This window comes from Ruegeria faecimaris (assembly GCF_900182615.1).
GTDB lineage: Bacteria > Pseudomonadota > Alphaproteobacteria > Rhodobacterales > Rhodobacteraceae > Ruegeria > Ruegeria faecimaris.
The window spans coordinates 1,026,018-1,039,326 of record NZ_FXTE01000001.1 but is presented as its reverse complement, the minus strand read 5'-3'; the positions used below and the strand labels follow the sequence as shown (position 1 = coordinate 1,039,326).

The window sequence follows — 13,309 nt, the reverse complement described above, 5'->3', positions numbered from 1 at the left end:
CCTCAGGTCAGTATCGGCGTCTTGTCCGGCATAGCCTGCGTATCGTGCAGGCCGCAAGGGTCAAACCTCTTCAATCCGCAAAGCAACCGGTGTGCCCGAAACAACATCGGTCTCGTGCAGGCCCAGCAAGGCGACATCCAGCGTGGCACGGGTGGTTTTGTGGGTAACTATCAGAACCGGCGCGGTGCTTTCCGCATGGGCGTATTGGCGCATGCGATCAATCGAGACCCCGGCATCGCCCAGGATGGCCGCAACTTTGGCCAAGGCGCCGGGTTTGTCCAGCAGACCCAGACGCAAATAATAGGGGGCAGGGCGACCAGTCAGCGCTGGCACTGCGTCCTGCAACGAACTGGCAGGGCGGCCGAAGGTCGGAATCTGAAGCCCACGTGCCAGATCGCAGACATCGCCCATCACCGCGCTGGCCGTTGGACCCTCGCCAGCTCCGGGGCCACGCAGAACAACCTGCTCGACCGCGTCGCCTTCGATCACCACCATATTGGTGCCGCCTTCAAGCTGGCCCAGGGGCGAGTCACTGGGTACCAGACACGGCTGCATCCGCTGTTCAAGCCCCCGTGCCGTGCGCTGAGCCACGCCCAACAGTTTGATCCGGTATCCCATGTCATGGGCCTGGTCGATGTCATCCAGACTGATCTGCTGAATGCCTTCGATCTCGATCCCGTCGAAATTTGGTTTGGTGCCGAATGCGATTGAGGCAAGCAGCGCCAGTTTATGGGCGGCGTCTATCCCGCCCACATCCAGATTTGGATCGGCTTCAAGGTAACCCAGCTGCGCGCATTCGTCGAACAGGGCGTTATATCCCTGCCGCTGCGATTGCATCCGGGTCAGGATATAGTTGCATGTGCCATTCATCACCCCCATGACGCGGGTGATTTCGTTACCCGCAAGTCCTTCGGTCAGGGATTTGATCACTGGAATGCCGCCAGCCACGGCCGCTTCGAAACGGATCACACGGCCCGCGGCTTCGGCCATTTCGGCCAGTTCCTGACCGTGAATGGCCAACAGGGCCTTGTTGGCGGTGACGACATCCTTACCACTGGCTAGCGCCGCTTCGACCGAGGCTTTGGCAGGTCCGTTTTCCCCGCCCATCAGTTCAACAAAAACATCAATATCGTCGCGCTGCGCCAATGCGACAGGGTCAGTTTCCCAAGCATAATCCGACAGGTTCACACCGCGATCCTTGCCAGCATCACGCGCGGAAACCGCTGTGATCTGGATGGGACGACCCGTTCGTGCCTGCAGCAGGTCGGCATGGCGGCGCACGATCCTGACGACACCCACACCAACAGTTCCCAAGCCCGCAATTCCAAGCCGCAGCGCCTGTGTCATCCTGTGGGTTCCTTTCCGCTCGAATATCCTAAACTGGGGTGTTTCCCCGTTCCCGCTGCCTTAGCGGGTTCGGCGCCGAGGCGCAATCCGCGACACCCATGCCGGGCGGCAGAAAACCTGATGATTAATTGGTCTGAGCGTTTTGCAATGCCGTTGCCTTTTTCTTCAACGCCTTGCTGCGGTCGGTCAATTCACTTTCGACCTCTGCCGCTTCGTACAGCGGGTCAACAGGCACAGCGAAAACATCTGCCAGTGGGGTTAATTTGGGGTAGGGGGCCGATTGCACATTTGGCCCTTCGCGGTCTTTCAGCTCGGGAAAATTGGTGCATCCCAGGCAGAGCAAAACTAGGGGCAGAAGAAGAAGGGGCTTCATGATGAAACCTTATTGTGGCAACTGGCATCGGTGATGCACTTTTTGTCCGGTCGTTTCAAGCGGGCTTCTATCTGAACATCCGTTCAGATATGGTGGATACATGGCACGTACACAAGGCTCACACTCGGACATTACCGGCCCGCGTATCCGGCAGGCAGCGCTTCGGCTTTTCGCGCGCCATGGGTATGCTGCTGTTTCCATGCGGAAAATTGCGGGCGAGGTTGGGGTGCAGGCCGGGGCATTGTACAATTACACCCCGGATAAGCAGAGCCTTCTGTTCCGTTTGATGCGCGACCATATGCAGGATTTGTTGTCCGCCTATGGCGAGCAAAAGCAAACTGGCGATCCGCAGGATGCTTTGCGTCGGTTTGTCGGATTTCACATCCGGTTCCACCTGCAGCGCCCTGACGAGGTATTCATCGCCTATATGGAACTTCGGAACCTCACGCCCGAAAACTTCGCCGAAATAGAGGATCTGCGCCGCAAGTATGAAGACGGGCTTGAGGCCATTTTGCGCGAAGGTCAACGGGCGGGTATCTTTGCGGTCGCGGATACGAAGATTGCGACATTGGCGGTCATCGCCATGCTGAACGGCGTCATGACGTGGTATCGCGCCGGTGGGCGGCTTTCGCTGGACGAGGTTGAAGCCGTCTATTGGGACATGGTCCGAAAGGCGATGACTGCTTAAGGGGCAGTCAATGTGCCGGCCGAATAAACCTCCCGTTGCGCAATTCGCGAAAAGCCTGTTCCAGCTCGGTCCGGGTGTTCATGACGATGGGGCCGTGCCACGCGACCGGCTCATTGATCGGTGCGCCGGAAATCAGCAGGAACCGGACACCTTCGGGACCTGCCTGAACGGTCACTTCGTCACCACTCCCAAACCGAACCAGAGTTCGGTCCCCCGACATGTCACGAATGTTCACCTCTTGGCCGCCAACTTCTTTTTCCAAAAGGACCCCCGCAGGCCGCGAGGCATCAGCAAAGGCGCCCGCGCCTTCGAATACATATGCAAATGCGCGACGGTAGGTGTCTATGGGGAAGGTCTTTTTCACACCTGCCGGAATTTGGATGTCCAGATACTGAGGGTCGGCGGCGATGCCGTCGACTGGGCCTGTCTTGCCCCAAAACGTCCCCACGATCACACGGACAACGGTTCCGTCATCGTCCATGATTTCAGGGATCTCTTTGCGCGGAACGTCCTGATATCGCGGTGTTGTCATCTTTTGGGCCGCGGGTAGATTGCCCCACAGCTGAAACCCGTGCATTTGGCCGGTTTGGCTCCCCTTGGGCATTTCCTGATGCAGGATTCCGGACCCCGCCGTCATCCACTGCACATCACCCGCGCCAAGTGTTCCGTTATTGCCAAGTGAATCCGAATGCTCAACCGAGCCGGACAGGACATAGGTGATTGTCTCGATCCCGCGATGCGGATGCCATGGAAATCCAGCCTGATAGTCCTGCGGGCGTTCATTGCGAAAGTCGTCGAACAGCAGAAAAGGATCCAGTTCCGACGGATCCTGAAAGCCGAAAGCGCGGTGCAGTTTAACGCCTGCCCCCTCCATCGTCGGTATGGCCTTTCGGGTTTCCAAAGTCGGTCTGAGGGACATTGCTGCGCTCCTGTTGCTATGGGGAAGATGTACCGCACTGCCATGGCGGGTCAATTTGCGCTGAAACACGCAACCTGTGCGAAATTCAGCAGGTGAGTTCGCCTCTGTTGTTTGGCTGGGAAAGTGGCTAAACCCAACTGCAAAGTGGGAGAGCAGAAAATGCAACAAGAAGTTCTGGCCGTGGTCAAAGCCTCATCACCCAGGCGGTGGATGGGTGTTGGAATGTTGTCGACCGTGGGCTTTCTGGTTGTTTTCGTCGCGCTTGCCGCGCCGCCGGAGCCATCCTGGCAGGTATTCCTGTTTGTGGTAGGCGCGGCGTCCTTCTGGCTGGCCTATCGCATGTGGCAGGCAACCTCGGATTGGATCGAGCTGACTGAGACCGAGCTGAGAACCGGGGCAGGGCAGCCGATCGCCGCAATAGAAGACATTGAAACCGTCGAAAGAGGCGCGTTTGCCTTCAAGCCGTCGAATGGCTTTCTGGTAACAACCCGGCAATCAGGTGCAAATAGATGGGCGCCGGGGCTGTGGTGGCGCCTGGGACGCCGCGTTGGCATCGGCGGCATGACATCCGCCGCCGAAACCAAATTCATGTCAGAAATATTGTCTGTGATGGTGGCAGAGCGCGGCTAGGTCAGACCTTCAGCGCCACCTCGTTATTCGAAGGCGGGGTGGAAGGCACTAAGAGGCCAACCTTGTCCTAATTCGTTGCGCTTTCCGCACTCGCACCGGAATCCCCTGTGCCAGGGTCCTCGATTTCACCGATCTCGCCAGACCCGTCGGGATTTTCCTCAATTTCAACAACGCCCGACACATTTGCCGCAACCTCATTGGTAAAGCGTGGGCGTGTAAAGACGAAATTTTCAAAGACGTGGTCGCCTTTGAGGAAATCCACCCCATAAATCGAGTCAAAGACCGGAATGTAAGCATTCGCCGTTTCAACAATGATCAGTGTGTCCTGGTTGGGCATAGGCGGCAGGTTATCACGCATGCGGTCAATATTGTCGTCGGTCCAGATGCTGTCGTACCCGCGCGCGGTTGACCATCTGACGTAATGACGATCATCTTCTTCGTCGAACACAACCAGCGACACGCGCAGATTCATCTGTGATCGGTTGTTGACCATCGCCACCAGCAGCGAATGCAATGAGGTGATATATGTGTCCGTGATCGTGCCGGTCTCGCGAGAGATCAAATCGCCAACCGTATATGCCGCTTTAAGGTTAGATGCGCTTTGGCGGAAGCCGTCGAAATACGTGAAGGCGCCTGTGATCGTCCACACCAGCATCGGAAAGACAAGCAAAGCCTCAACCGTGAGTACCCCACTCTCGTCTTTCGTCTTGGATTTCAGAAGATTCCGGAGCTTTGAAATGAAAAACATAGGCTTACAGAGGCTCCTGTACGAAGGCAGTCGTCGCGGTAAGTTCGATCTGGCCTGATTCATCCGACAAAATACGCCCCATCGCCGATGTAGGGAAAATCGGATCGACCTTTGCGCAGGCCCGAAGGATCATCAACTCGTTCGAAAGGCCATTTTCGAAAGCGCGAACTGGGTTCACTTCTTCAGAATTGTCAGTGCAATCCGGGACAGGCGGTAGGTTCAACCCGACAAACGCGCTTTGTTGCAGCATCTCCAGCTGCAAGTTGGTGGTACAGCGTTTGATCACTACAACGCGATCACAGATCGTGCTTTTTATCTGATCATGCGTTGGGTTGGTGCCCGTGCCGAGGCGAATGTCGCGAACTGTCTGGTCCACAGCCCGCTCTAACATCGCCTGCTGCAAGGTGACCACCGAATATTCCATCGCACTCAGGATGAAGAACATGAATGCCGGGAAGATGATCACAAACTCGACGGTGACCGCCCCATCTTCCCTGCGTCTCAGGCTTCGCAGCTTTGAAACAAGGGCTCCGATCATTGGGTCAACCGCAGTTTTCTGATCGACGACGCGATAGAAGCAAATGCGTCTTCCAGGTCCAGACCGTTCACATTGTATACATGGCTGTCCGAGCTGGCACAGTCCTTGATGGTTTTGTACCCGGCTCTGGGTGCTTCGAAGGCGATGCCATAGACAATGACGCCCTCATCTTTGGCTGCGTCACAGATATGCTTGGTGCGCTGGTTCTTGGCCGAAGTTTCAACTTTGGCATACGCTTTCGAGTACCACTCGGCCCATGCACTTGACTGCCAGTAATAGTTATATCTTGCATTCCAGGCCAAAGACACACGGTTGAAGAGTTCTGGATAGGTCAGGCGAACAGCCGTACCCAATTCTTCGTTGGCTGGTGTCTCTGGATCAGGATTGCCGAACGGATGGTCCGCCCATGTGTTCTGCTGTGGCCAGAAAAAGTTCGGGCGACCCTGCGAATGGTAGACTGTGTATTCGGAGGCCTCAGCATTGTACCAGACATCAGACAAGCCCTCCCGAAGGGACGGGTTCAGCATATACTGGTCCGTGTTCTGACCGTCGGTCATTACGATTACAATTTTCAAGATGTCCGAGTTATAGTCTGACGGGCGGGTCCGGAAGTGATTTGGAACGATGTTGTCGTCAGCCAGGTCGCTCACAATGCCACGAACGCTTGGGTCCAGGAAGGCCACGCCCCATTTCATGCCGACATCTATCGAGGTGTTCCCGGTTGCAGTCAACGCCTTGATCTGTTTGGTCAATGCCTCCAGATTATCGGTAACAGGCGTAATCGCACTGCCATCGCGGACAGGGCAAACCGGTGTTCTGATCGAGCCTTCGGAATAGGTGAAGGGGTCAAAATGCGCGGTGCGTTCCAGCGTGTCATCACGCTCTAGGTCCGCGTCGCTATACTGTTCCGGGATAAAGTTCACACAATGGGAGTAGTTGTGCTCTGCTGTAACGTTGGTGAATTTGCTCAGGATGGGTTCACCCGCGTTGACCTGAGTTGCGTAAGGCACGATCGAGATCGAAATGCCCGTGCGGTTAGGATCATCTGAATCCAGCATCAGCGTGACAAATTCTGTGGCCGCATCCTGCAGAAGCGCAATTTTGCTCTTCCCGCCAGAACTCGAATAGTTGTTCATTGAGCCTGAGATGTCGAGAACCAGCGAAATTTCAACAGCTCCAATGCTTTCGACGGCCGTGCTGGCCGCGTTAGCGGTCAAGCTGTTGACGCCAGAGAAATGCATAAAGTGGGTTTTGATGGTCGCCTCGGCGGTGGCTGATACTTTACGTGATCCAAAGCCTTCTTCCACCACGACAGAAGTGATTTTGCCGCCCAGCCCGGCCTTCTCGAAATAGGCATCGACAATTTCGCGTGCGGGCTTTTTCTGATCAAGGTCAGCGGCCGCAAGAACGGCGCGGTCCAATGTTGATTGCAGATTGGCGCGGTCGCGTTCAAAATTCATTAGGTCAACGCCAGCTCCGGTCGAAGCTAAGATCACCAGGAAACCCAACAATACAAAGATTGTGAATGTACCGTCTTCGCTTTTTGCGAACCGGCGCGCGCTCAGCGCGGATTTTGCGCCGCTTTTGCTTTCGCGTAGAAACTTGGGCATTTTCATCTTGCAGACCTCGCTGAGCAGACATCCAAAGCTGCTAAGGAAAAGTTAACGTATGGAAATTAACTGCGAAACGTGGCGGGAATTGGGCGAAAAGGGCCCAGTTTTGGCTGGTTTGAGGGAAATTGAGGGATAATTCCGGACTGTCGCGCGGGGCTGTATTCGATGCGTGAACAATTCGGCGGATAATGTCTGGGTTTGGCGACTCAGCCAGAGTTCGAATATTTCCCCGTAACTTGAGATTTTATTTCTGCTTAAACATTGATCGTTTAGCAAAGGGGTGCGACAAAACGTCAGAACGCAAGTCGTTCGCCGGCACGGAGGTTTAAATGACGGCCACAAAAGAACCCAGCTTTCGAGAGAGTGTAGATCTAATGTTTAACAGGGCAGCGTCCCTGATGGATCTGCCTCCGGGCCTTGAAGAAAAGATAAGGGTCTGCAACGCCACCTACACTGTACGCTTCGGCGTCCGGCTGCGCGGTGACATACACACGTTCACCGGATATCGGTCGGTGCATTCCGAACATATGGAGCCGGTGAAAGGCGGCATTCGCTTTGCCCTGGCAGTGAACCAGGACGAAGTCGAAGCGCTGGCGGCGCTGATGACCTATAAATGCGCTCTGGTCGAAACGCCGTTTGGCGGATCAAAGGGTGGGTTGTGTATCGACCCACGCCAATACGAAGAGCATGAGCTTGAACAGATCACCCGCCGGTTCGCCTATGAGTTGGCCAAGCGCGACCTGATCAACCCGTCACAGAACGTGCCAGCCCCGGATATGGGGACGGGTGAGCGTGAAATGGCGTGGATGGCGGACCAATACGCCCGGATGAATACAACTGACATCAACGCGCGCGCCTGCGTGACAGGCAAGCCGCTGAATGCTGGCGGTATTGCCGGACGGGTCGAGGCCACGGGCCGCGGCATTCAATATGCGCTGCGCGAGTTTTTCCGCCATCCTGAGGACATTCAAAAGGCAGGGCTGTCGGGCAAGTTGGACGGCAAGCGCATTATTGTTCAGGGTCTGGGAAATGTGGGCTACCACGCTGCCAAGTTCCTGAGCGAGGAAGACGGCTCACGTATCGTGGGCATCATTGAATGGGACGGAGCGCTGTATAATCCGGACGGGATTGACGTCGAGTCGGTTCGCCAATGGATTGTCAAGCATGGCGGCGTCAGCGATTATCCCGACGCCACCCATTCCGCCGAGGGAGGGGCCGTGCTGGAAGAAGAGTGCGACATCCTGATCCCGGCGGCGCTGGAAGGTGTGATCAACCTTGATAATGCCGATCGCATCAAGGCCCCGTTGATCATCGAAGCTGCAAACGGCCCGGTGACAGCTGGTGCAGACGAAGTTTTGCGCGATAGGGGCGTCGTGATCATTCCTGATATGTACGCAAATGCTGGCGGTGTGACCGTTTCGTATTTCGAATGGGTTAAGAACCTCAGCCATATCCGGTTTGGCCGCATGCAGCGTCGCCAGGAAGAGTCGCGGCACGAGCTGATCGTCAGTGAACTGGAACGGCTGGACCGCTATCTGGGCGATGCCTGGTCCATGTCTCCGAACTTCAAGGCGAAATACCTGAAAGGTGCGGATGAGCTTGAGCTGGTTCGTTCGGGGCTCGATGACACCATGCGGATTGCTTACCAGTCGATGCGTGAAGTCTGGCACAGTCGCGACGATGTCGAGGATCTGAGGACCGCGGCCTACATCGTGGCCATTGACCGTGTCTCGAAAAGTTACCGCGCTAAGGGGCTTTGACAATACTCTCTGCGGGCGGTTGGCATCTGATCCATCGCCCGCAGGACCAAGGCGCAACAGGGCTGCGCAAGATGCAATTCGACGATGGCGCGCATCCGCGCCCGGCAGTAGACTTCAGCGACGAGAACGAATCCCGGAGACCACCATGTTGCGTATTGCCGTTGCGGCTATTTTACTGGCCACACCTCTGGCTGCTCAGGAAACAAAAGAACAAAGCTGCCAGCATCAGGCGGATGTCGTGGCGGCGATCCAGCAGGCGCGACTTGACCGCGTGAAGGAGCGCGACGTGCCGCAAGCCGTGGCCGATACAGGTCCGACCTGGCCCGCGAACTATAATGCCGCGATCCCGCTGATCACCCCTTGGGTCTATGAGCAGAAGATGCGCGATGTGCGCAAAAAGGATCTCGGCGCCACGTGGATGGAGCTGTGCCTGCAGCAGTAATCCAAAACCTTGCGATTTCTTTGCGGACAAACGCGCGCCTTCCCCTTGGCGCGCGTTGCCGTTTCTGTCAGGTTTAACCCATGTCATTACCACCCGGTTTTCTGGATGAGTTGCGCACTCGGATGAGCTTGTCTCAGGTCGTCGGGCGCAAAGTCATATGGGACGCGCGCAAGTCCAATCAGGGCAAGGGCGACATGTGGGCTCCGTGCCCGTTCCATCACGAGAAGACAGCATCGTTCCACGTCGATGACCAAAAGGGATTCTATTACTGCTTTGGCTGCCATGCCAAAGGGGATGCGATCAGCTTCGTGAAAGAGACCGAGAATGTCTCGTTCATCGAAGCGGTCGAAATTCTCGCGCGTGAAGCCGGAATGCCGATGCCAGAACGTGACCCTAAGGCGCAAGAGAAACAGGATCGTCGCACGCAACTGGCCGAGGTGATGGAACAAGCAGTGCAGTTCTTTCGGTTGCAACTGAAAACAGGGGCAGGTGGGGAGGCGCGCGATTATCTGGCGCGGCGCGGCTTGAAAGAGCAGGCGCTGGATCGGTGGGAAATCGGCTTTGCTCCCGACGGTTGGCAGGCGCTTTGGGATCACCTACGCGGCAAGAACGTGGCCGAAGATCTGATCCTTGGTGCGGGTCTGGCGAAACCCTCGAACAAAGGTAAAAAGCCCTATGACACGTTTCGGAACCGGATCATGTATCCGATCCGGGATCCGCGCGGGCGTTGCATTGCGTTCGGTGGCCGGGCGATGGACCCCAATGACAATGCGAAATATCTGAACTCGCCCGAAACTGAACTGTTCGACAAGGGGCGCAGCCTCTATAACCAAGGCCCCGCGCGGCAGGGTGCCGGCAAAGGGCAGCCATTGATCGTGGCCGAAGGATATATGGATGTGATCGCGCTTGCCGAGGCCGGTTTTGGCGCATCGGTGGCCCCATTGGGCACCGCAATCACCGAGCATCAGTTGCAACTGCTGTGGCGTATCTCGGACGAGCCGATCATAGCGCTGGATGGCGACACGGCGGGTTTGCGTGCTGCGATGCGGGCGGTCGATCTGGCCCTGCCGCTGCTTGAGGCAGGAAAGTCCTTGCGCTTTGCGCTGATGCCCGAGGGCAAGGACCCTGACGACCTGTTGCGGGCGGAAGGACCGGCAGCCGTGCAGGCGGTGTTGGAAGGGGCAATGCCGATGGTCAGGCTGCTCTGGCAGCGCGAAACCGAAGGCAAGGTGTTCGACAGCCCCGAACGCAAAGCAGCTTTGGACAAGGTCTTGCGCGACAAGATCAAGCTGATCCGTGACCCGTCGATCCGGTCGCATTACGGGCAAGAGATCAAAGACCTGCGCTGGCAGCTGTTTCGCCCTCAAAGGCAGCCACAAAACCGCACCTGGCAAACGCGCGGGAAATGGAAACCTCAGCCACAACCGGCCACACCGGGCGCGCGGGCGTCATTCCTGGCATCGTCCGACAATGCCGATATCCAGATGCGCGAAGCCGCCATTCTGGCCATCGCCGCATTGAACCCCCAAGTCGTGGTGCAGTTTGAACACCAACTGGAAGAAATGGAGTGCCGTGACCAAGATCACGCGGGCCTGCGTGATGCCATTCTACGGCACGCGATAGATGATCCTGAGAACCTCAAACAACATATTGCGGAAACTTTGGGACATCACGCCCTTGAAAACCTGCTGACCCTTCGCCATGTCGCAGTGATCCCCTGCGTGAATAAACCGGGCGACGTTGAAAAGGCCGAAATGACATTGGCTGAGGAACTCGCCAAAATCAAAGCTCTCAGGGGTCTGGACGCAGAGATTGCCGAAGCCGCAGAGGAGCTGTCTGATCTGGACGATGAAGCGTTGACCTATCGCTTGGCGCAAGCTGCCGAAGAGCGCAACAGAACAAGCCGGAGCCAGAATGAAGACAGGGCCGTTTTCGACATCGCTGACAATGGTGCGCGAATCAACCGCGACGAGAAGGATGCGTTTAAGGCAATCATGTCAGGTATCAATTTCGAGCGAAAACGCCGGTAATGTGGTGTTTTCGTAAGGCACTGGAAAAGAAAAACAGGTAAACGGGTGGCCGAATCACTTCAACGCGCTAATGATTCGGTTCAATCGAATCACCCATCCCTGCAGGAGCATTGAATGGCCGCCAAGGATACAAACGAAGACAGCAAATCCGACGAGCAGGAACAGGAAATCTCGCTGGACATGAGCCAGACTCAGGTCAAGAAGATGATCGCCGAGGCCCGCGAGAAAGGTTACATCACCTACGACCAGCTCAATCAGGTCCTGCCGCCTGATCAGGTCAGCTCGGAGCAGATCGAAGACGTTATGTCGATGCTGTCCGAGATGGGGATCAACATCATCGAAGATGAAGAGGCGGAAGAGGAAGAGAATAAAGGCTCGACCGACCTGATCACAACGGAAAGCAACCGTGAGGTCACGCTGGCGGGTGCCGCCGCCGAAAAGCTTGATCGTACCGATGACCCGGTGCGCATGTATCTGCGCGAAATGGGTTCGGTCGAACTGCTCAGCCGTGAGGGCGAAATCGCCATCGCCAAGCGGATTGAGGCTGGTCGCAATACGATGATCCTGGGGCTTTGTGAAAGCCCGCTGACCTTCCAGGCGATTACGATCTGGCATGATGAATTGCTGTCCGAAGACATTCTGCTGCGCGACGTCATTGATCTGGAGGCCACTTTCGGCAATCAGATGGACGAAGACGGCGATGTTGAAGAGCCGGTCGTCGACACTTCGACCGTGCAGGCCGCAAAGCCCGCCAAGGAAGAAGGCCCCGAGCTGGATGCCGATGGCAACCCGATTGCGACCGATGATGACGATGACGAAGACGAGCAGGCGAACATGTCGCTCGCTGCTATGGAAGCTGCTCTGAAAGATCAGGTTCTGACGACACTCGAGCGTATTTCGACTGATTTTGCGATGCTGAGCGAAATGCAGGACAGCCGGATTTCGGCAACCCTGAACGAAGACGGCACATTCAGCGACACGGACGAAGCGACCTATCAGAAGCTGCGCGCCGAGATTGTCGAACTGGTGAACGGCCTTCATCTGCACAACAACCGGATCGATGCTTTGATCGACCAGCTCTATGGCATCAATCGTCGGATCATGTCGCTGGACAGCTCGATGGTGAAGCTGGCGGATCAGGCCCGCATCAACCGTCGCGAATTTGTTGACGCCTATCGTGGGCGTGAACTGGACCCGAACTGGCTGGCTGAGATGGCTGAAAAGCCGGGCCGGGGCTGGCAGATGTTCATCGAACGCTCGACCTCCAAGGTCGAGGAACTGCGCAACGATATGGCTCAGGTCGGGCAATATGTTGGCCTGGACATCAGCGAATTCCGCCGCATCGTACAGCAGGTCCAGAAAGGCGAGAAAGAGGCGCGCCAGGCCAAGAAAGAAATGGTCGAAGCCAACCTACGTCTGGTGATCTCGATCGCCAAAAAATACACGAACCGTGGTCTGCAATTCCTTGATCTTATTCAGGAAGGTAACATTGGCCTGATGAAGGCCGTAGACAAGTTCGAATACCGCCGCGGGTATAAGTTCTCGACCTATGCCACCTGGTGGATCCGTCAGGCGATCACCCGGTCCATCGCGGATCAGGCACGCACGATCCGTATCCCGGTCCATATGATCGAGACGATCAACAAGTTGGTTCGGACCGGTCGTCAGATGCTGCATGAAATCGGCCGCGAGCCGACGCCGGAAGAACTGGCCGAAAAGCTGCAGATGCCGCTGGAGAAGGTCCGCAAGGTGATGAAGATCGCCAAGGAACCGATCAGCCTGGAAACGCCGATTGGCGACGAAGAAGACAGCCAGCTTGGCGATTTCATTGAGGACAAGAATGCTGTGCTGCCGCTGGACAGTGCTATTCAGGAAAACCTCAAGGAAACGACCACGCGTGTTCTGGCCTCACTTACCCCGCGGGAAGAACGGGTTCTGCGGATGCGGTTTGGCATCGGTATGAACACCGACCACACTCTGGAAGAGGTCGGCCAACAGTTCAGCGTGACGCGCGAACGTATCCGTCAGATCGAGGCGAAGGCGCTGCGAAAACTGAAACACCCCAGCAGGTCGCGAAAGTTGCGGTCGTTCCTGGATCAGTAACCCAGAAAGGCGCCTCGACCGAGGCGCCTTTTTCGTTTGAAACCACTGGTCACGGTGGCTTGTAGAAACATCAATTTGGCGAGAACTCACAAGAAGCCCGCTGCGCGTCTTCCTATAT

Annotated in this window: 12 protein-coding genes; 6 read left to right on the top strand and 6 right to left on the bottom strand. The window is 56.4% G+C overall.

Translation table 11 applies throughout. The features are described from left to right. Positions 1 to 60: 60 nt before the first annotated feature. The gene (locus FN806_RS05145; RefSeq protein ID WP_142634682.1) at positions 61 to 1,347 is read right to left on the bottom strand and encodes a homoserine dehydrogenase; all 1,287 of its coding nucleotides are present in this window, start codon (positions 1,345 to 1,347) and stop codon (positions 61 to 63) included. A gap of 124 nt (positions 1,348 to 1,471) precedes the next feature. Beyond that, the gene (locus FN806_RS05140; protein WP_142634680.1) at positions 1,472 to 1,720 is read right to left on the bottom strand and encodes a hypothetical protein; all 249 of its coding nucleotides are present in this window, start codon (positions 1,718 to 1,720) and stop codon (positions 1,472 to 1,474) included. A 100-nt stretch (positions 1,721 to 1,820) separates the two neighbouring features. On the opposite strand from FN806_RS05140, the gene FN806_RS05135 reads away from it, so the two are divergent. Continuing rightward, positions 1,821 to 2,408: a TetR/AcrR family transcriptional regulator gene (locus FN806_RS05135; RefSeq protein ID WP_142634678.1), complete on the top strand. Its 588-nt coding sequence runs from the start codon at positions 1,821 to 1,823 to the stop codon at positions 2,406 to 2,408. A gap of 7 nt (positions 2,409 to 2,415) precedes the next feature. Here FN806_RS05135 and FN806_RS05130 read toward each other — a convergent pair whose 3' ends face one another. Next, complete coding sequence (locus FN806_RS05130) at positions 2,416 to 3,327, bottom strand: pirin family protein (protein WP_142634676.1); 912 nt, start codon at positions 3,325 to 3,327, stop codon at positions 2,416 to 2,418. A 159-nt stretch (positions 3,328 to 3,486) separates the two neighbouring features. On the opposite strand from FN806_RS05130, the gene FN806_RS05125 reads away from it, so the two are divergent. Next, positions 3,487 to 3,957: a hypothetical protein gene (locus FN806_RS05125; protein WP_142634674.1), complete on the top strand. Its 471-nt coding sequence runs from the start codon at positions 3,487 to 3,489 to the stop codon at positions 3,955 to 3,957. 67 nt (positions 3,958 to 4,024) lie between these two features. Here FN806_RS05125 and FN806_RS05120 read toward each other — a convergent pair whose 3' ends face one another. From FN806_RS05120 to FN806_RS05110, 3 genes are all read right to left on the bottom strand, one after another. After that, the gene (locus tag FN806_RS05120) at positions 4,025 to 4,612 is read right to left on the bottom strand and encodes a DUF1444 domain-containing protein (protein ID WP_185956622.1); all 588 of its coding nucleotides are present in this window, start codon (positions 4,610 to 4,612) and stop codon (positions 4,025 to 4,027) included. Positions 4,613 to 4,709: 97 nt separating this feature from the next. Next, a complete protein-coding gene (locus tag FN806_RS05115; protein WP_142634669.1) occupies positions 4,710 to 5,243 on the bottom strand; it encodes a TadE/TadG family type IV pilus assembly protein in 534 nt (177 codons plus the stop codon). Continuing rightward, the gene (locus FN806_RS05110; RefSeq protein ID WP_185956621.1) at positions 5,240 to 6,853 is read right to left on the bottom strand and encodes a TadE/TadG family type IV pilus assembly protein; all 1,614 of its coding nucleotides are present in this window, start codon (positions 6,851 to 6,853) and stop codon (positions 5,240 to 5,242) included. Before FN806_RS05110 ends, FN806_RS05115 begins: the two co-directional genes overlap by 4 nt. 332 nt (positions 6,854 to 7,185) lie before the next feature. On the opposite strand from FN806_RS05110, the gene FN806_RS05105 reads away from it, so the two are divergent. The 4 genes from FN806_RS05105 to rpoD all read left to right on the top strand — a co-directional run bounded on the left by FN806_RS05105 (position 7,186) and on the right by rpoD (position 13,191). Beyond that, the gene (locus FN806_RS05105) at positions 7,186 to 8,616 is read left to right on the top strand and encodes a Glu/Leu/Phe/Val family dehydrogenase (protein ID WP_142634665.1); all 1,431 of its coding nucleotides are present in this window, start codon (positions 7,186 to 7,188) and stop codon (positions 8,614 to 8,616) included. 145 nt (positions 8,617 to 8,761) lie between these two features. Then, the gene (locus tag FN806_RS05100) at positions 8,762 to 9,058 is read left to right on the top strand and encodes a hypothetical protein (RefSeq protein WP_142634663.1); all 297 of its coding nucleotides are present in this window, start codon (positions 8,762 to 8,764) and stop codon (positions 9,056 to 9,058) included. Positions 9,059 to 9,138: 80 nt separating this feature from the next. Next, positions 9,139 to 11,088: a DNA primase gene (dnaG, locus tag FN806_RS05095; RefSeq protein ID WP_142634661.1), complete on the top strand. Its 1,950-nt coding sequence runs from the start codon at positions 9,139 to 9,141 to the stop codon at positions 11,086 to 11,088. 114 nt (positions 11,089 to 11,202) lie between these two features. Then, positions 11,203 to 13,191: an RNA polymerase sigma factor RpoD gene (gene rpoD / locus FN806_RS05090; RefSeq protein WP_142634659.1), complete on the top strand. Its 1,989-nt coding sequence runs from the start codon at positions 11,203 to 11,205 to the stop codon at positions 13,189 to 13,191. The last annotated feature ends 118 nt before the right edge of the window (positions 13,192 to 13,309 follow it).